The organism is Nakamurella sp. PAMC28650, from assembly GCF_014303395.1.
Classification (GTDB): Bacteria; Actinomycetota; Actinomycetes; order Mycobacteriales; family Nakamurellaceae; genus Nakamurella.
The window spans coordinates 1,435,663-1,453,897 of the sequence record NZ_CP060298.1; the positions used below are offsets into that span (position 1 = coordinate 1,435,663).

Genomic DNA, 18,235 nt, shown 5'->3' on the forward strand with positions numbered 1-18,235 from the left:
ATGTGACCTTCCTGGGTGATCCTGGCCACAGCGCGGATGCAAGACTTGCCGTCATGGATCTGGACCCGGCACTGCAGGCCCTGTTCGACAGGGTGACCTTCGATCACATCTCCGACGTGGGGGTCGAGCGCTTCCGGGCGTTGTACCTCGAGCGGGCCGCGCTGACCCCCAGTCCGGTCGTGATCGCCGATGTCTCCGACCGCACGATCTGCGGTGGTCTCGGGGCGCGGATCTACCGGCCGGATCCCGGGGCGACCGGCGCTGCGGTGGTCGTGCTGTTCCACGGCGGCGGCTGGACGATCGGCAACCTGGACACCCACGACCACCTCGCGCGCGAGGTCGCCCGGCAGACCGATGCCGTCGTGGTCTCGGTCGACTACCGGTTGGCTCCGGAGCATCCGTACCCGGCGGCGGTGGAGGACGCCTGGTCGGCGCTGCAGTGGGTGGCCGAACACGCCGCCGAGCTGGGCGGCGATCCCGCGCGGCTCGCGGTGGCCGGCGACTCGGCCGGTGGGAACCTCGCCGCGGTGGTCGCCCAGATGGCCCGGGATCACGGCGGGCCGGCCCTGCGCTTCCAGCTGTTGTGGTACCCGGCCACGTCCCTGGACCCGGACCTTCCGTCGATGACGGACAACGCGGAGGCGCCGATCCTCAATCGCGCCGACATGTTGCTGTTCCAGCACTGCTACACCGGCGACAGCGACCCGTCGAGCTTTCCGGCCGGTGTGGTCCCGGCCCGGGGTGACCTGACGGGCCTCCCGCCGGCCTACATCGCCACCGCGGGATTCGACCCGCTCCGAGACGACGGAGCTCTGTATGCGGAGCTGTTGCACGCCGGCGGCAGTGACGTCGAACTGCGGCTGCACGACGGGCTGACCCACGGGTTCATCGGCTACGCGCAATGGGTTCCGTCGGCCGCGGCCGCCCTGGCGCGTTCGTTGTCCGCGCTGGAGATCGGCCTGGCCCGGGCGGGGGATGCCGGGTCGCCTAGGCCGCCGGACGCCGTGCCGCCGCCGCTGGACGACGACGAGGACGTGTTCGACGCCGAAATCGTCGAGACCACGACGCCCGGGTCGTCCCCGGCGATCTCGATCGGGTCGTCCCCGGCGGTCTCGCCCGCTCCGGACTACTCCGCTGCGGGGGTTCCGAGCCTGGACTACGTGCGTGACCGGATCGAGGGTCGGCTCGCGACCGCGACCGGCAGCGCCGAACTGGCCGAGGCGGCTGCGGCCCGCGAAGCGGCGAGCAAGGCGGCCGCCGAGCACCGGGCGGTCATCACCGCCGATCAGCAACGCGAAGCGCGGGAACAGGCGGCCAGGGACCGGCTCGCGGAGATCCGGCGCTCCCTGGAGTGAACACGCTGCCGGCGCCTGGAGGTCGTCGCGGGACCGTCAGGTACAGGAAGCAACCGGGCCCGCCGGAGTCCGTCAGGGGGCGGTGGGACGATCGCACTCATGACCTGGATCGATCGCACGCTGTTCGAGCACCTGTGGTCGGCCGTCGGTGGGTCCGCGGAGCTGGTCGAACACGTTTCCTTCGACGGATCAAGGGTGCTGAGTTCGCGCTATCCGGTCAATGACCTGGCCGCTGCCGTGGTCGGCTGCGCCGGGCTCGCCCTCGCCGAATTCGCCGCCCCGTCCGGACGATGCCCGCCGGTTGCGGTGGACCGAGGGCTCGCCGGTGCCTGGTTCGGATCCACCTTCCGGCCGCGGGGATGGGAGCCGCCTCCGCCCTGGGACCTGATCGCCGGCGACTACCGGTGCGCCGATGGCTGGATCAGGTTGCATACCAACGATTTTCGTCATCGGGTGGTGGCCCTGGAGGTCTTGGGCATTGCTGCAACAGGGGCCCGTCCGGCGGACCGGGGGACCGTCGCCACGCGGGTCCTGGATTGGGCCGGCGAACGGCTGGAATCGGCGGTCGTCGATGCGGGCGGGTGCGCGGCACAGCTCCGCACCCCGGAGCTGTGGCGCAACCACCACCAGGGCATGGCGGTGGCCCACGAACCGATCCTGGCCAGGGTTTTCACCGACATCACCGGCTCCCCCACCGATCCCGGTCCAGCGGCCCGCCCGCTGGCCGGGCTGAAGGTCCTCGACCTGACGAGGGTGCTGGCCGGACCGGCCGCCACCCGGTGGCTGGCCGGGTTCGGCGCGCAGGTGTTGCGGGTCGACCCGGTCGACCGGGGCGAATCATCCCTCGAGGTCGAGATGACGATCGGAAAGCATTGCGCTCGAATGGATCTGCGGCGGAATCGGGCCGACCTGCTGGCACTGCTCGCGAGTGCCGACGTGCTGATCCACGGTTACCGACCGGGTGCGATGGATCGCCTCGGTCTCGGCGAGCGGGAGCTGCACGCTGCGCGTCCGGGGTTGGTCGAGGTGATGCTCGACGCCTACGGCTGGTCGGGCCCGTGGCGCGCGCGGCGTGGGTTCGATTCGCTGGTCCAGATGAGCACCGGCATCGCCTGTCCCGTGGATGGCGACGCCGATGCGGCCCCCACCCCGCTACCGGTGCAGGCGCTCGACCACGCGACCGGGTACCTCGCGGCCACCGCGGCCCTGCGGGGACTGTCCGAGCGTCGACGGACGGGACTGGGAAGTGTCAGCCGGGTCTCGCTCGCCCGGACTGCAATGTTCCTGCAGGACTTCAAGTCCGACCGTGACGAGGATTTGATCACGGCGCCCGACCTGGGTGGCGCCATGGCCGAGGAAACATTCTGGGGCCCGGGTCACCGGCTTCCGGGTCCGGTGACCGTCGGGGCCGCCGAGATGTCCTTCTCCGTCAGGGCCGCGCCGCTCGGATCTGCCGTCCCGGCCTGGTGGTGACTCCGGTACGTCGGGTCTCATGATCCTGGGTCAGACGTCGCCGGGCAGGTCCTGGACCTGTCCGGACTTGCCGTTCGCGCGCTCGACCTCCAACGCACAGATCAGCGCCGGCAACCTACCTCGACATCACCCGCATCAATCAGGACAACGGATTTCGGCCCGACGACACCGACCGGGCCCCCGCCGACGACATCACCTGGCTGAGGGCAGGCAACGCCCCGACAGATGCGCGCATCGCTCCGGGGGTGGCCCGAGCGTCAGTGGATCCGATCCTGCCAGTCCTCCGGCACCCGCCCGGCCGGCCCAGGCGTGGGTTGGTCCAGGGGGTGACTGGTCGGCGGCGCGAGTTCCGGGCCTTCGTACATCTGGTCGTCGGCGTAGTTGTAGAACCATTCCTCGCCCGGCTCGAAGCTCCGGATGAACGGGTGCCCGGTCGTCTTCGCGTGAGCGCTCGCGTGCTGGGCCGGCGAGCTGTCGCAGCAGCCGATGTGGCCGCAGTCCGCGCACCGTCGCAGGTGGAACCACCAGCCGCCGACGGCGTCGCATTCCACGCAGCCGGTCCCGGAGGGCGCGGCCGTGACGTTGATTCCTTCGATCTCGCTCATGTTGCATCTCCTGGGTCTCGGCGGTGCTTCGGTTCGCTGCGCATGTGTTCGAACGTCCGTTTCGCTGGCCTGGCGACCGATTTCGGGGCGAATTGGATGCGCCGGGTCCTTCTGGATGCGCCGGGTAGGGGGTCGGGAGGCGGGGGCAGGTGGGTCAGGGGCGTTCGGCGGAGACCAGGGGCAGTCGGATCTGGAATCTGGTGTCCCCCGGAGCCGGGACGAGCCTCAGATCGCCGTGGTGCTTCTCGACGATGATGCGCCACGAGATGTCCAGACCCAGCCCCGTCCCCTGGCCCACCGGCTTCGTGGTGAAGAACGGCTCGAAGATGCGGCTCCTGATGTCCTGGGGCACACCTGGCCCGGTGTCGCCGATCTCGACCAGCATCGAATCGTCCGCACGGGCGGTGCGGATCGTCAGCGTGCCGACCCCGGCCATCGCCTGGATCGCGTTGTCGATGATGTTGGTCCAGACCTGGTTCAGCTCGGAGGCGTAGGCCGAGACCTGCGGGAGGGTCCGGTCGTAGTCCTTGACCACCCTGATCTGCTTGCCGATCTTGGCGCTCAGCATCAGCAGGGTGGCCTCCAGCAGTTCGTGCACGTCGACCACCTGGAACGGAGCGCGATCCAGCTGCGAGTACTGCTTGGCCGATGCCACCAGGGTCGAGATCCGGGTGACCGAGTCCTCGATCTCGTTCATCAGCAGTTCCGTCTCGACGCTGTAGTTGATCCAGCGGACCGCGCCTTCGAGCACGTCCGGCGCAACCACGGCTTCGACGTCGTCGAGCCAGTCGGCGGCGAGCCCGGCCTGCACGAACGTCGGGGCGAGGTCCCAGCCGCCGACGATTCCATGATCGGAGAACCACTCGCCGAGTGCGTCCTCGCGGTCGGAGGCCTCCATCGGGCTCAGGGTCGGGGCCTTGGCCACCTGTTCCACGGCCTTCTCCTGCAGCTTCATCAGCTGCTCCATCGTCATCCGATCCCACGGACCGGCGGCGATCGCGCCCAGCTTGTGACGCATTCCGGCGACCCGGTCGCGCAGAACCGACGTCGCGCGGACCGCCGCGGCGGCCGGATTGTTGAGCTCGTGGGTCAGTCCGGCCGACAGAGAACCCAATGCCAGCAGACGTTCTCGCTGATCGGTCACCTGACGCATGTTCTGCTGGCCCCAGAACAGGCCCTCGAGAAGATGCACCGCCATCGGGAACCAGTCCTGCATGATCAGAGCGAGGTCCCTGGCGTCCAGCACCAGCAGGCGTGACGGGACGACGACGCGCATCGAGTGGTTGTAGGCCTGCGGAGCACGATCGCCCAGGTAGGCCTGCCAGGCGCCCGTGTAGGCACCGACCTGGCCGGTCCTGGTCATCTCGACGTCGCCGCCGCCGATCAGCCGCGACAGCACCAGAGTGCCCTCGAGCAGCACGTAGAAGCAGGCCGCCGTCTCGCCCTCGGTGTAGACCTGGCCCGGCTCTGCGTGAATGGTGTGCCCGTGCTCGCACAACCATTGCAACTGCTCGTCATTAAGCTTCTCGAACAGGAAAAGTGTTCGCAGCTCGTCGATGTCACAGGGAACAGGATCGGTGCGGACGCTCATAGCTTCTCCAGGTAGCGGTGCACGAACATCACGGCCATGGCGCCCTCGCCGACCGCGGAGGCCACCCGCTTCGCCGACTCGGCTCGCGCGTCGCCGGCCACGAACACCCCGGGCACGCTGGTCTCCAGGTGATAGGGCGCCCTGTCCAGTGTCCACCCCGGAGGGCGGCCGTCGGGGGCGAGATCGGGACCGGCCAGCACGAACCCGTGGTCGTCCCGCAGCACGACGCCGTCGAGCCAGTGCGTGTGCGGGGCCGCCCCGGCGAAGATGAAAAGCCATCCGCTTTCGACGGTCTCGGTCTCGCCGGTGTTGCTGTCACGCAACGTCAGGCGCTCGAGGTGGTCGGAACCGGCGGCCTCGATCACCTCGCTACCGGTCCGGACGTGGATGTTCGGGACGGTGGCGATCTGCTGGATCAGGTAGTACGACATGGAAGCCTCGAGCGAACTCCCCCGCACCACGATCGTCACGTTCCTCGCGGACCTGGCGAGATAGATGGCCGCCTGACCCGCGGAGTTGGCTCCGCCGACGATGTAGACGTCCTGCGAGGCGCACCGCGGAGCCTCCGTCATCGCGGACCCGTAGAAGACGCCGATGCCCGTGAAGTCCTGCAGTCCAGGAGCCGTCAGCTGCCGATAGGCGACACCGGTGGCCAGGATGACGGAATGGGCGTCGATCGACGCGCCGTCGGCGAACCGGACGGTGCGGGCCGACCCGTTGACCTCGAGCCCGACCACGTCCCGGGTGGTGATCAACTCGGCCCCGAACCTGGTGGCCTGTCTCCGGGCGCGTTCGGTGAGCTGCGCCCCGGAGACGCCGTCCGGGAACCCGAGGTAGTTCTCGATGAGCGAGCTCTGGCCGGCCTGTCCGCCCGTCGCGGTGCGCTCCACCAGGACCGTCCGCAGACCTTCGGACGCGCCGTAGACCGCGGCGCCGAGCCCGGCCGGCCCTCCGCCGATGACCACGATGTCGTAGAAATTGCCCTCCGGTGACGTGGTCATCCCGACCGTCATGGCCAGTTCGGTGTCGGTCGGCTGGACGCTGACGGTGCCGTCCGGGGAGATGACGATCGGGAGGCGTGTCGAATCGGTCTCGGCGGCGGCCAGCAGGCGGACCCCCTCTGGCTCCTCGCTGGAGAACCACCGGTAGGAGATCTGGTTGCGGGCCAGGAACTCTCGCACCTCCGAGGAGCGGGCCGACCAGCGGTGCCCGACGACCTTGATCTCCGAGACCGGCCGGCGGTCGGCGGCCAGCCACGAATCGAGCTGGGCGTCGATGACGGGATAGAACTTCTCCTCCGGCGGATCCCACGGCTTGAGCAGGTAGTGGTCCAGGTCGACCACGTTGATGGCCTCGATGGCCGCGCCGGTGTCGGCATAGGCGGTCAGCAGCACGCGCCGGGCCCACGGGAAGAGGTCCATCGCCTGCTCGAGAAATTCGATCCCGCTCATCTGCGGCATCCGGTAGTCGGCCAGCAGGACTGCCACCTCGTCGCCGCGGAGCTTCATCTCCCGGAGGGCCTCGAGCGCCGCCTCGCCGGATTCGGCGCGGACGATCCGGTATCTCTCGCCGTAGTTTCTGCGCAGGTCCCTGGCGATCGCGCGGGAGACGGCCGGGTCGTCGTCGACCGTCAGGATGGCCGCGCGCGCCGGCGGGCGGACGCCTGGCTGGACGGCCGGCGAGGTCACGAACGAGGCAGCCGGGTCTGGATGCAGGTCACCGGGTCACGATAGCGGGCCGGTCCGGCAGGTCAGGCGCGGTCCTGACGCGGGAGCCAGACTTCGCGCAGCAGGAGTTGCAGCGCCGCGGCCACCGGGATCGCAACCAGCGCACCGAGCACCCCGAGCAGGGCCCCACCGACCAGCACCGCGACCACCGTCACCAACGCGGGGACCTCGACGGCCCGTCCGATGATCCTCGGCACCAGCAGGTAGTCCTCCAGGAGCCGGTAGACGACGAAGAACGCCACCGTGCCCACCGCCACCGGCAGCGACACCGTCAGGCAGACGAGTGCGACGACCACGCCGGCGATGGTCGAACCCACTACCGGGACGAGGTCCAGCAGGGCGACCATGATGGACAGCAGGAAGGCGTACGGCACTCCGAAGGCCAGCAGCCAACCGAAGGTCAGCGCACCGGCGATCACCGAGATGACGAGGTTGCCCAGCACGTATCCGCCGACCTTGTCGGCGATGTCGTCCCCGATCAGGATGGCGCGCGGTCGCCGGCTGTGGGGGAAGAGCCGGTAGGCCAGCCGCCGGATCCGGGGCATGTCGGCGAGGAAGTAGGCCGTCAGGACGAGCACGATCAGGGTGTCGCTGACGGCGCCGAACACGGCGACCCCCGCGCCCACGAGCCCGTTGGCGATGGTCGAGGACGACGTCTTGAGCAGCGCCTGGATCTTGGTCTCGAGCCCGAACTGGTCGTTGATCCGGCCCAGCAGGGAGTGGTGGTCGTTGGCCTGCTGCACCCAGATCGGGATGCTCTTGACCAGCGACGACCCCTGGCTGACCAGGGCCGGGATGGCGGCCGCGAGGAACCCGCCGATGATCGCCAGGATGACGACGAGGACGATCACCACGGAGGCCCAGCGTGGTAGCCGCCGCCGCACCAGGAACTTGACGGCCGGTTCCAGCCCGACGGCCAGGAACACCGCGAGGCCGATCAGGATCAGGATCGGCCTGGCCGTGTCGAGCAGCAGGATGACCCCGTACGTGACGGCCACGCCGGCCGCCCCGAACATGCCGAAGAAGAACGGTGATCGACGGTCGAACGGCTTTCCCGGCCGGCCCATCGGTTGGTCGTCGGTGCTCATCCGGGCGGCCGCGTACTCGGCGGGAAGCAGGTGCTCGCCGGGTTCCGGCGTGTGCTGTGGGCTCGCACCGACGTTCGTGGACTCGCTCATCATGTCTCCGACCTCGTGGAATGTGGAACGACCAGCAGTACCCGTTGCATAGCATCGCCAACCATCTGTCACCGGGATGGACGCCGCGGGCGGGCGCCGGACGCCGGCGGCCCGGGACGGCCTGCGCACACGGGACAATGAAGGGTGTGATCGTCGCCCTGGCGCCGGCCGGTCCGTCCTGGCAGGTGCAGACCCTCGCCGGCGACGGGTCCCCGCTGGCCGAACCCGAACTGGTGAAGACGGCAGATGCGTTGCGGCGCTGGGAATCCGACGGGACCCGCTGGGTGTGGGACACCACCGAGCCGATCTATGCGCCGTTGCTGGCGGCCGGCTTCACACCCTCCCGATGCCACGACGTCAGTCTGACGGAGAAGATCCTGCTCGGCCGGGCCGGGCGCCACGGGGAGCCCTGGTCCGCGGCAGCCGTCCATGCGCGCCGCCATTCACTCCCTGTTCCACCCGACCGCGTCGGCGAACCGACCGTCGGCGCGACCGCCCGGCACCCGGCGCTGTTCGAGTCCGGTCCGGGCGCCGATGCGGTCGATCCGCTGACCGCCGTCCGTGAGGCGTACGCGGACCAGGTGAGGCGAACCGGGTCGAACAATCCGCTGAAGTTGTTGCTGGCGGCCGAGTCCGCCGCCGCACTGGCCGCCGTCGAGATGGGTCTGATCGGTCTCCCGCTGCGGGCCGACGTACTGGATCGGATCCTGACCGGGGCGCTCGGGCCGCGCCCGCCGACCGGGGTCCGACCTGAGCGCCTGACTGCCCTCGCCGCCCAGATCGTCGAGGCCTTCGGCAGCCCGGTCAATCCCGATTCGGCGGCCGATCTGCGGGCCGCGTACCAGCGGGCCGGCTTCGAGATCGAGAACACGCGCTCCTGGGTGATCCGGGAGATCGACCATCCGGCGACGGCCCCGGTTCTGGCCTACAAGGAACTCTCCCGGCTGTGGACCGCCAACGGGTGGAGCTGGCTGGCGGAATGGGTGCGCGACGGGCGTTTTCACGCCGGCTACCTGCCCGGTGGTGTGGTCTCCGGCCGATGGGCCGCCAGAGGCGGTGGCGCCCTGCAGATCCCGAAGCTGGTGCGGCAGGCGGTGATCGCGGAGCCCGGGCGCACCTTCGTGGTGGCCGACGCGGCGCAGCTGGAACCCAGGGTGCTGGCCGCGATCTCACGAGATCCGCTGCTGGCGCGCTTCTCCCAGCAGAACGACCTCTACACCGCACTCGCCGACGACGGCTTCGGCGGCGATCGGGCCCACGCGAAGATGGCCATGCTGGGGGCGATGTACGGGGCGACCTCCGGCGAGGCCGGCCGACTGCTGCCCACCTTGCGGCGCCGCTACCCGGTCGCGATGGCCTGCGTCGAGGACGCGGCCCGGCAGGGCGAGCTCGGCGGGGTCGTCGCCTCCGTCCTCGGAAGGACCAGCCCCCGGCCCGGACCGGACTGGTGGGACCTGCTGCAGGCCGGGTCGCTACCCGATGCCACCCCGGCCCAGGAGCGTCGGGCGCGGCAGATCGCCAGGGACCGCGGACGGTTCACCCGGAACTTCGTGGTGCAGGGGTCGGCCGCCGATTGGGCCGGGGTCTGGCTCTCCGGGCTGCGCCGGGACCTGCGGAGCGTTCCGGGGGCCGAGCTGGTGTTCTTCCAGCACGACGAGCTGGTCGTGCACTGCCCGGTCGAATCAGCGCAGGAGGTGGCTTCCCTGACGGTCGCGGCCGCCGAGTCGGCCCGTGACCTGGTGTTTCCGGGTAGCAAGGTGGCCACCCCGGTCCGACCGGTGCTGGTCGACTGCTACGCAGATGCCAAGTAGGTCGGGCCCGACGGAAGCTGCCGTCAGGATCTGCGTGACTAGCGGGTCGACACCAGGCTGGCGAAGGCGACGATGTTGCTCTCGTAGCTGCTGATGGACGGGTCGAAGGTGCCGCCGCAGGTGATCAGGCGCAGTCCGGCGTGGTCCAGGTTGCCGTAGACGACGCTCGTCGGGAAGGCGCTCTTGGGATAGGTCCGGACGCCGTCGACCTTGAACACCGCGACCGAGCCGTCCTGACGGTTCACGTCGATCTCGTCACCCGGCTTGAGGTTGCCCAGATCGTAGAAGACGCCGGGGCCGTACTTCTTGGAGTCGATGTGTCCGAGGATGATCGAGGGACCGACCGACCCTGGGGTCGGCGAGTTCTTGTACCAACCGGCCTTGGAACTCGGATCGTCGAGCGAGGGCACCTGCACGGTGCCGTCTGGGTTGAGTCCGAGGGTGACCAGGTCGGACTTCACGCCGATGGCCGGAACGCTCAGCGACACCGGCTGCGACGGAAGCATGACCGGCCCCTTGGCCGCGTTCGCGAACGACGGCGGCGCGATCTTGGTGGTGGGACCGGCCGGGCCGACGCCGGTCTTCGCAGGGGATGAAGAGTTGACCTTGCTGGTGGACGGAGCTGGAGAGCTCTTGCCCACCGATGCCGACGATTCCGAGGAGCCCGGCGTGGCGACCGGGGACGTGGATGGTGCCGCCGAAGCGGAGGCCGCGGTCGCGGGAGCGTTCGCCGAGCTGCCGTCGCTGGTGCCGCCGATGGTGCCGGCCGCCGCTGCCGAGGGCTGCGGAGGGCCCGAGCGGGAGCTGCAGGCGGCCAGGGTGATCAGCAGAGCTCCGATGATCGCCAGCGCGAGCGCTGCGACCGCCGGAACCCGCCGACCCTTCGCCGGGGTGAAGCGGTGTCGTGCGTTCGTCATCAGATGGTCCTCCGGAAGCCGTTCGACACCACCACCGGTACGGATTGGGCCGCGTTGCGCCGGCGGAGGGCCACCAGTGCGGCAACGACGGCGGCGAGCAGTGCGGTGATCCCGAGTGTCAGCAGGGTCGGGTGAGAGGTCGCGGACGCCGAGCCGCCGCCGGTATCGGCGGCACCCTGAGGTGTCGTGACCATCTGTGACGCAACGAAGGCACCGCACAGCGAGGGGCCGTCGGCCCGCGTTCCGCCATCGACGACGCCCCTGACGATCAGTACGGCAGTGCCGGCCCTGACGGCTGACACCACCCCCGGGTCGACCGTGAAGGTCCGGGAGTAGGTGAAGTCGGCCGCGGTCGGGTAGCGGGTCGACGCCAGGGCCGAATTCGCCGACGTGTCTCCGGAGGTCGTCAGCGAAGCTGCCACCTCGGCCGGTGCCGCGGCGGTGCACGCACCCCGGGCCCCGATGGCGAGGTGCGACAGGTGCGGGGTGCCGGCCGCGAGCCCGGTGACGTGGAGGGTGAACCTGGCCGAGTCGCCGGTGAACGACACCCACGCCTCGCCACTGGCCGAGGCCGACCGGGAGGCCACCGGACGCAGCATGGAGATGAAATTCGTGCCCGCAGCCGGAGGGGACGACGTGCCGGGCGATGTCACGGGGGCCGCCGAGGCCGCCACCGGCATCAGGAGTGCTGCGCCCAGGAGCAATCCGGTCGCCCCGACCAGCGCGAGTGCCCTCTTGGCCATGGTGGTCCTTTCGTGGGAGGAGGGGTCCTCGGGTTCGTTGGTCGCCGAGCAGCGCCGGACTGTGAGCAGGATCGCAGTGTGACGCAGCACCGCACTGTACTGGTGACCCTCTGCCGATGAACAGACCCACCGGGCGGGGGATGGCCTTCCCCGGGAGGGTCCCGGGATGCCGGTGACGGCCCGCCCACGCCGTCCGGCCGACAATGGGGATAATTCCTCGACGGTGTCGTCGGCACCGTCGAGGTCGTCACCGATCACGAGGTGGACAAGCGACGGGCGGGGACAGGATGCCGAGGTGAGCGGGTCGAGTCGGATGGGTCGGCGGTCGGCACTGCGGACCGGTCTCCTGGTCGCCGCTCTGCTGCTGAGCGCCTGTTCGGGCGGGGGCGGCTCGGCACCCACCGGTGCGGCCACCTCGCCGCTGTCCTCGCCGCGGCCGGTCACCAGCCCGTCCCGCACCCTGGGTGTCGGCCCGCTGGTCTCGGTCACCGACACGACGGCGGGGGCTCCGACGTTTCCGGCCGCCGTGTCGCTGGCGTGGTTGGACGGCGTCAGCCAGGAGCCGGCCGTCAGGTTGCCCGGCAACGGGCTGGTGCGATGGCAGGGGTCCAGGCCCGGTGCGGCGGCGGAGCTCCTGCCTGACGGCGCCTACCGCTGGGTCGGGCCCGACGGTTCGATGGTCGGCTGCGGTCCACGTCCGAAAGTTGGCCGTGCGGCCTGCATCGGCGTCGATCCGGCCGGCGACACCGCGGTCACCGGTGGCACCTCGGCGGTGCGGGTCGTCTACGGCCCCGGCGGCGACTGGCTCGGAGATTTCGAGGTGGGTGGGGATCACACGGCCGGAGCCCACCCGACGCGGACACGCGACGAGGCCGTGAGATCGACCGGCGTCGACATGGGCGCTCTGGTCGATTTCGTCACCAGACGGGCGCCGTTCGCCGGTGGCGTGACCGGCGATCCGCACCTGATCACCGCGGGCGGGATCCGGGTGACCAGCCAGCAACTCGGAGATTTCGATGCACGAACGGGTGATCCGGCCCACCAGGTACAGATCCGGACCGAAGCGATGCCCTACCGGACCGACGTCGCGGAGGTCACGGCCGTCGTGGTCGGCGCGTCAGGACACCGGATCGAGTTCCGGCGGACCGGAGAGCTCCTGGTCGGGGGCGTCCAGATCGTCACCAGAGGCAGCTTCCGGCAGATCGACGTCCCTGGTGGAGTGGTCGTCGGCTGGTGGCCGCCCGGCCCCGACGGTGTCGTCGATGTGGTGGTGCTGTGGCCCGGTGGCGAGACGGTCTCGATGGCGGCGGACTCTGCTCTGGGCATGACCGTGGTCGACCATCTGCCGACGGCTGCGGTGGGTGGGCTGTTCGGAACCGAGCAGGCCGGCCCGATGGCCGCGCCGGTGGTGGCGAGTACAGCGCCGGAGGTGCCGGACCCGGCCGCCACGGGTTCGCGCGGAGATTTCCTCGGTCGGGCGACCTCGTCGGCGGTCCTGACGACGGACGCCATCGTGCAGAGCTGGCGGGTCAGGGTCGGCGAGTCGATGTTCGCGGATGTGCCGCCTGCGCCGGTACCCCAGGCCGCCGGCCCGGCGATCGGTGCCGCCGCGTCGCTGGCGGCCGAGAAGTACTGTGCTGCTGCCGAGATGACCAATACGAGCGACATCGCGAGCTGTGTCTTCGACGTGGCGCGGACCGGCGACTCGGGCTACGTGGAGTATCACGGCGAGCTCGCGGCGTCCGCCGAGCAGCCTGCGTTCCCGGCTGCGATCGCCGCCCACTGGCCGGCGCTCCAACTCGGCACGGTGGGGACGCCGGTGGGTCTCGAGCTGGGGACACAGGTGGACACGTCCGTGCCGGCCGGCGGCCGGCGGGTCTACCTGCTGGACGTGACATCCGCTGCTGGGCTGTCGATCCGGGCTGCGCCCTGCCCTGGTGGCGGTCGCGGCGACGAGGCCGCGAGCGACGCTGCGGCGCTGCGCGTGTTCGACGGCGGCGGGCATCCGGTCTCGGAGCGGCGCTCCAACTGCGGTCGCGGACAGACCGACGTTCTCGCGGCCGGAAGCTACTACCTGGTGCTGGCCGGGCCGAACGCCGGTCCCGCGGCCAACTTCAAGCTCCGTGTGTCCCCGAACTGAATCTGCACCTCACCGAATCTGCACCTCACCGAATCTGCACCTCACCGAATCTCGACCTCCGCGAATCTCGACCTCACCGAATCTGCACATCAGTGAATCTGCACGTCACCGCTCAACCTTGCGGTCGTCAGGCGGCTGGCGCCGACTATCGTTCGGCCCATGACCACCGGCCCCGCCGTCCCGGATCCCGACGACAAGGACTGGACGTGGGTGCTGCAGCGGGCCTGTCCCGAGTGCGGCTTCGACTCCGGTTCAGTCGGACGTGCGCAGATCGCCGGACGACTCCTGGCCGCGAACCCCCGATGGCAGAGCGTGCTGCGGGGTCCCCGCGTCGCGGTCCGTCCGGCCCCGCAGGTCTGGTCCGCTCTGGAATACGCCTGCCATGTCAACGATGTACATGCCCTGTTCGCACAGCGCGGGAAATTGATCCAGGACTCCGTCGATCCGGCCTTCGTCAACTGGAACCAGGACGAGACGGCTCTGCAGAAGCGTTACTGGGAGGCCGATCCCGCCGAGGTCGCGGCTCGGATCGAGGAGGGGGCCAGGACCGCCGCGTCCGTCTTCACCGACCTTTCGCCCGAGCAGTGGTCCCGGTCCGGCCGGCGGAGCAACGGTTCGGTCTTCACCATGGAGACCCTTGGCCTCTACTACCTGCACGACATCGAGCACCACCTGTACGACGTGGAATGCTGAGGGCGTGCCACTGCTCGGGATTGCTCGGGATTTCTCGGGATTGCTAGGGATTGCTAGGGATTTCTCGGGTCTCTACTTGTCGGTCGATCCGGCCGCAACTGCCGCGCGAACGTCTTCCATGTCAAGGCCTTTGACTCCGGCGATGACCTCGTCCAGCGCTTTCCGGGGCAGCGCACCCGGCTGGGAGAACACCAGGATCCCTTCGCGGAAGGCCATCAGGGTCGGGATGGAGGAGATGCCGGCGGCGCCGGCGAGGGCCTGCTCGGCCTCGGTGTCGACCTTGGCGAAGACGATGTCCGGGTTGTCGGTCGCGGCGGCTTCGTACACCGGGGCGAACTGACGACACGGCCCACACCAGGACGCCCAGAAGTCGACGAGGACGATGTCGTTGCCGAGCACCGTCTCCTCGAACGTGGTGCCGGTCAGGGTCGACGTACTCATGTGGTGTTCCTCCAGGGTCGGGTGCCTCGCTGATCGGGTTCAACGCCGGTGGCGCCGGTGCGCATTCCCGGTGCTGGGAGAGTCCGCGAGCCAGCGGTCTCACCTGGTTGACCTGCGTGCGCCCCTCTCGCGACGTAATGCCGTCGGGACTGTCGTAGCACCCGTTTCGGGGGCTTTGTCCGATTACCAGAGGTTGTATGGCATTACGTGGCTCAAGGGAACGAGGCATGAGCCCTCGACTGCGGGCGGGCGCGGGGCGAGCGGGGCGGGGCGGGGCGGAGGGAGGGAGGGCGTGGCAGGGAAAAGGGGCCGGGGCCCTACCTCAGGAACGGTGGAGCGGGTGACGAGAATCGAACTCGCGCTATCAGCTTGGGAAGCTGAAGTTCTGCCACTGAACTACACCCGCATTGTGGGCCAACTATAGCGAACACGCGACGGCTCGTCGGACCGCGCAGGTGCCTGATAGCGGGGCGGCTGACATGCTGACATAGGGTGACCGGCATGTTGCTGTCCGACCGTGACCTGCGCGCCGAGATCGAGGCCGGCGCCCTCGGCCTCGATCCTTTCGATCCGACGTTGATCCAGCCCGCCAGTATCGACGTGCGTCTGGATCACTTCTTCCGGGTCTTCAACAACCAGAAGTACACCCACATCGACCCGGCGCAGCAGCAGGACGAGCTGACCAGCCTCGTCGAGGTCGAGCACGGTGCGGCCTTCGTCCTGCATCCGGGGGAGTTCGTCCTCGGCTCCACCTTCGAAGCGGTGACCTTGCCCGAGACACTGGCCGGTCGGCTCGAGGGCAAGTCGTCCCTCGGCCGTCTGGGGCTGCTGACACATTCGACCGCCGGCTTCATCGATCCGGGGTTCACCGGTCACATCACCCTGGAACTCAGCAATGCGGCCAATCTGCCGATCACTCTGTGGCCTGGCATGAAGGTGGGCCAACTCTGCATCTTCCGGCTGTCCTCGGCGTCGCTGCACCCCTATGGATCGTCGGTCTACGGGTCCCGCTACCAGGGACAACGCGGGCCCACGCCATCCCGTTCGCATCTGAACTTCCGTCGGGACGACACCCGGCGCTGATGCTCCCGGGCCTGCGCGCGTGATGCCCGCCACTGGCACGATCCGGTCGCTCGATCGAGCACCTTCTACTCGCCGGTAACCTCGTATTGTCCGAGCCGATCGACGTGCCGCAGCGCACGCTCGATGACCACGTCGGGCCCGCAAAGGAGCGACCACGCGCATGTACGTCCTGCGTTCGAACTGCGACCGTGTCAGCAAGGATCTTCGATGAATACGCTCCAGTGGTTCACCGGCTTGATCAGTGCGGCGTTCATCGTCGTCGGCTTCGCGATGCTCGGTCAGGCGTCGCTGAAGATCTACCGCATCGTCAGGTTGGGCCAGCCCGATCCGACGCGCGGTGGTCCGGTCGTGGCCCGTTCGAAGACGCTGGTCAAGGAGTTCCTGGGACATACCCGGATGCTCAAGTGGGGCATCGTCGGGGTCGCGCACTGGTTCGTCATGGTCGGCTTCGGGGCGCTGGTGCTCACGCTGGTCGAGGCCGTCGGTGAGACCTTCTACCCGCGGTTCGAGATCCCCTGGCTGGGACATCAGGCCTGGTACGGGCTGTTCGTCGAGCTGATCGCGCTCACCACCGTGCTGGGCATCGGGACCTTGATCGTCATCCGGCAGCTCGCTCACCCGCGCCGGTCGAACCGTCGGTCACGCTTCGCCGGATCGAGCTTCCCGGCCGCGTACTTCGTCGAGGCGGTGATCCTGTCCATCGGGTTCTGCATCTTCCTGATCCGCGGGTTCAAGGCCGCGACCGGCAACCTGCCCTATCCGACGTGGGCCGCTCCCATCTCGCACGGGCTGGGCGACATCCTGCCGGCCTCGCTGGCGGCGGTCAGCGTCGTGGCGTTGATCAAGGTGATCATCTCGATGGCATGGGCCATCGTCATCGCCCGCAACCTGACGATGGGCATTGCCTGGCACCGGTTCCTGGCGTTCTTCAACATCTACTTCAAGCGCGAGGACTCCGGACGGACCACCTTGGGCGCGTTGCGTCCGATGATGAGCAACGGTGCCCCGCTGGACTTCGAGAAGGCCGATCCCGAGAAGGACACCTTCGGCGCGGGCAAGATCGAGGACTTCACCTGGAAGGGCTGGTTGGACTTCTCCACCTGCACCGAGTGCGGTCGTTGCCAGTCCCAGTGCCCGGCCTGGAACACCGCGAAGCCACTGTCGCCGAAGATCGTCATGCTGGCGCTTCGCGATCATGCGTTCGCCAAGGCGCCGTACCTGGCCGCCGGTGGTGGCACCGACATGGGCGGCGTGGAAAAACTCGGCGAAGCCGAACTGGCCGCCTTCGCCCACGCCAATCCCTTGGCCATGCTCGAGGCCGGTCGTCCGCTGATCGGTGGGCCGGAGGTCAACGGCATCATCGACCCAGAGGTGCTGTGGGACTGCACGACCTGCGGCGCGTGCGTCGAGCAGTGCCCGGTGGACATCGAGCACGTCGACCACATCGTGGACATGCGGCGCTACCAGGTGATGATCGAGTCGGAATTCCCCTCCGAACTGGGCGGCCTGTTCCGGAATCTGGAGAACAAGGGCAACCCCTGGGGTCAGAACCAGAAGGACCGGATGGACTGGGCCAAGGGGCTGGATTTCGACGTCCCGGTGATCACCGACGTCATGAGCGACGACCACGAGTACCTGTTCTGGGTCGGCTGCGCCGGTGCGTTCGAGGACAAGGCGAAGAAGACGACGCGGGCGATCGCGGAACTCCTGCACATCGCGGGGGTGGGCTTCGCGGTGCTGGGGACCGGCGAGACCTGCACGGGCGACCCGGCCCGGCGCGCGGGGAACGAGTTCCTGTTCCAGATGCTCGCGCAGCAGAACGTCGACACCATCAATGCAGCGTTCGGCAGTCGGGCGCAGAAGAAGATCGTCGTCTCGTGCGCGCACTGCTTCAACACGCTGCTTAACGAGTACCCGCAGCTGGGCGGGCAGTACGAGGTGGTGCACCACACGCAGTTGCTGAACAAGTTGGTGCGCGACAAGCGGTTGGTGCGGAAGGTGGAGGTCGAGGCGACCAACGTCACCTACCACGACCCGTGCTACCTGGGTCGGCACAACAAGGTCTACTCCCCGCCCCGGGAGCTGATCGGTGCCGCCGGAGCCAACCTGACGGAGATGCCACGGAACTCGGCCCGCTCGATGTGCTGCGGCGCCGGCGGTGCGCGGATGTGGATGGAGGAGAAGATCGGGAAGCGGATCAACCTCGAGCGCGTCGACGAGGCGCTGGACACCAAGGCGCAGAAGATCGTCACCGGCTGCCCGTTCTGCCGCATCATGCTGACCGACGGGCTGACCGCCCGGCAGGGTCAGGAGGAGCCGGCCGGGGAGAACGTCGAGGTCGTCGACGTCGCGATGATGCTGCTCGCCGGGGTCAAGGGGAGCTGATCCGTTCCCTCGCCCGTCACCCGTCACCCGTCGCCCTCACCCCCCGCCCTCATCGACCGGATGGCTATCGTCAATTTCTGTCCGAAATGCCCG

Annotated in this window: 13 protein-coding genes, 1 tRNA gene and 1 pseudogene; 7 read left to right on the forward strand and 8 right to left on the reverse strand. The window is 69.1% G+C overall.

Annotated elements, in window-relative coordinates:
* Positions 1–53: 53 nt before the first annotated feature.
* Both H7F38_RS06435 and H7F38_RS06440 read left to right on the forward strand, forming a co-directional pair.
* Positions 54–962: pseudogene (locus H7F38_RS06435) on the forward strand (alpha/beta hydrolase); the annotation flags it as partial.
* Between the two features lie 492 nt (positions 963–1,454).
* Positions 1,455–2,828 carry a CoA transferase gene (locus H7F38_RS06440; protein WP_187093354.1) on the forward strand — a complete coding sequence of 458 codons (1,374 nt, stop codon included), beginning with the start codon at positions 1,455–1,457 and terminating at the stop codon, positions 2,826–2,828.
* Between the two features lie 257 nt (positions 2,829–3,085).
* Here H7F38_RS06440 and H7F38_RS06445 read toward each other — a convergent pair whose 3' ends face one another.
* From H7F38_RS06445 to H7F38_RS06460, 4 genes are all read right to left on the reverse strand, one after another.
* Positions 3,086–3,433, reverse strand: coding sequence for a UBP-type zinc finger domain-containing protein (locus H7F38_RS06445; RefSeq protein ID WP_187093355.1), 348 nt, complete (start codon positions 3,431–3,433; stop codon positions 3,086–3,088).
* A 154-nt stretch (positions 3,434–3,587) separates the two neighbouring features.
* Positions 3,588–5,024, reverse strand: coding sequence for an ATP-binding protein (locus H7F38_RS06450; protein ID WP_187093356.1), 1,437 nt, complete (start codon positions 5,022–5,024; stop codon positions 3,588–3,590).
* Positions 5,021–6,712: an FAD-dependent oxidoreductase gene (locus tag H7F38_RS06455; RefSeq protein WP_187093357.1), complete on the reverse strand. Its 1,692-nt coding sequence runs from the start codon at positions 6,710–6,712 to the stop codon at positions 5,021–5,023. Before H7F38_RS06455 ends, H7F38_RS06450 begins: the two co-directional genes overlap by 4 nt.
* Positions 6,713–6,774: 62 nt before the next feature.
* Positions 6,775–7,929, reverse strand: coding sequence for an AI-2E family transporter (locus H7F38_RS06460; RefSeq protein WP_222618495.1), 1,155 nt, complete (start codon positions 7,927–7,929; stop codon positions 6,775–6,777).
* Positions 7,930–8,066: 137 nt separating this feature from the next.
* On the opposite strand from H7F38_RS06460, the gene H7F38_RS06465 reads away from it, so the two are divergent.
* A complete protein-coding gene (locus H7F38_RS06465) occupies positions 8,067–9,740 on the forward strand; it encodes a bifunctional 3'-5' exonuclease/DNA polymerase (RefSeq protein ID WP_187093359.1) in 1,674 nt (557 codons plus the stop codon).
* Between the two features lie 38 nt (positions 9,741–9,778).
* Here H7F38_RS06465 and H7F38_RS06470 read toward each other — a convergent pair whose 3' ends face one another.
* Positions 9,779–10,657: a class F sortase gene (locus tag H7F38_RS06470; RefSeq protein WP_187093360.1), complete on the reverse strand. Its 879-nt coding sequence runs from the start codon at positions 10,655–10,657 to the stop codon at positions 9,779–9,781.
* Positions 10,657–11,400, reverse strand: coding sequence for a hypothetical protein (locus H7F38_RS06475; protein ID WP_187093361.1), 744 nt, complete (start codon positions 11,398–11,400; stop codon positions 10,657–10,659). Before H7F38_RS06475 ends, H7F38_RS06470 begins: the two co-directional genes overlap by 1 nt.
* A 295-nt stretch (positions 11,401–11,695) precedes the next feature.
* Between H7F38_RS06475 and H7F38_RS06480 the strand changes: the two genes are divergently transcribed.
* Both H7F38_RS06480 and H7F38_RS06485 read left to right on the forward strand, forming a co-directional pair.
* The gene (locus tag H7F38_RS06480; RefSeq protein ID WP_187093362.1) at positions 11,696–13,540 is read left to right on the forward strand and encodes a hypothetical protein; all 1,845 of its coding nucleotides are present in this window, start codon (positions 11,696–11,698) and stop codon (positions 13,538–13,540) included.
* Between the two features lie 159 nt (positions 13,541–13,699).
* On the forward strand, positions 13,700–14,233 hold the full coding sequence (locus H7F38_RS06485) for a DinB family protein (protein WP_187093363.1): 534 nt from the start codon (positions 13,700–13,702) through the stop codon (positions 14,231–14,233).
* 72 nt (positions 14,234–14,305) lie between these two features.
* Here the strand turns inward: H7F38_RS06485 and trxA are convergent, their stop codons facing one another.
* Positions 14,306–14,674: a thioredoxin gene (trxA, locus tag H7F38_RS06490; protein ID WP_187093364.1), complete on the reverse strand. Its 369-nt coding sequence runs from the start codon at positions 14,672–14,674 to the stop codon at positions 14,306–14,308.
* A gap of 332 nt (positions 14,675–15,006) precedes the next feature.
* A tRNA-Gly gene (locus H7F38_RS06495) sits at positions 15,007–15,080 on the reverse strand.
* 95 nt (positions 15,081–15,175) lie between these two features.
* Between H7F38_RS06495 and dcd the strand changes: the two genes are divergently transcribed.
* Both dcd and H7F38_RS06505 read left to right on the forward strand, forming a co-directional pair.
* The gene (gene dcd / locus H7F38_RS06500; RefSeq protein ID WP_187093365.1) at positions 15,176–15,757 is read left to right on the forward strand and encodes a dCTP deaminase; all 582 of its coding nucleotides are present in this window, start codon (positions 15,176–15,178) and stop codon (positions 15,755–15,757) included.
* Positions 15,758–15,964: 207 nt separating this feature from the next.
* On the forward strand, positions 15,965–18,142 hold the full coding sequence (locus H7F38_RS06505) for a (Fe-S)-binding protein (protein WP_187093366.1): 2,178 nt from the start codon (positions 15,965–15,967) through the stop codon (positions 18,140–18,142).
* Positions 18,143–18,235 lie beyond the last annotated feature (93 nt).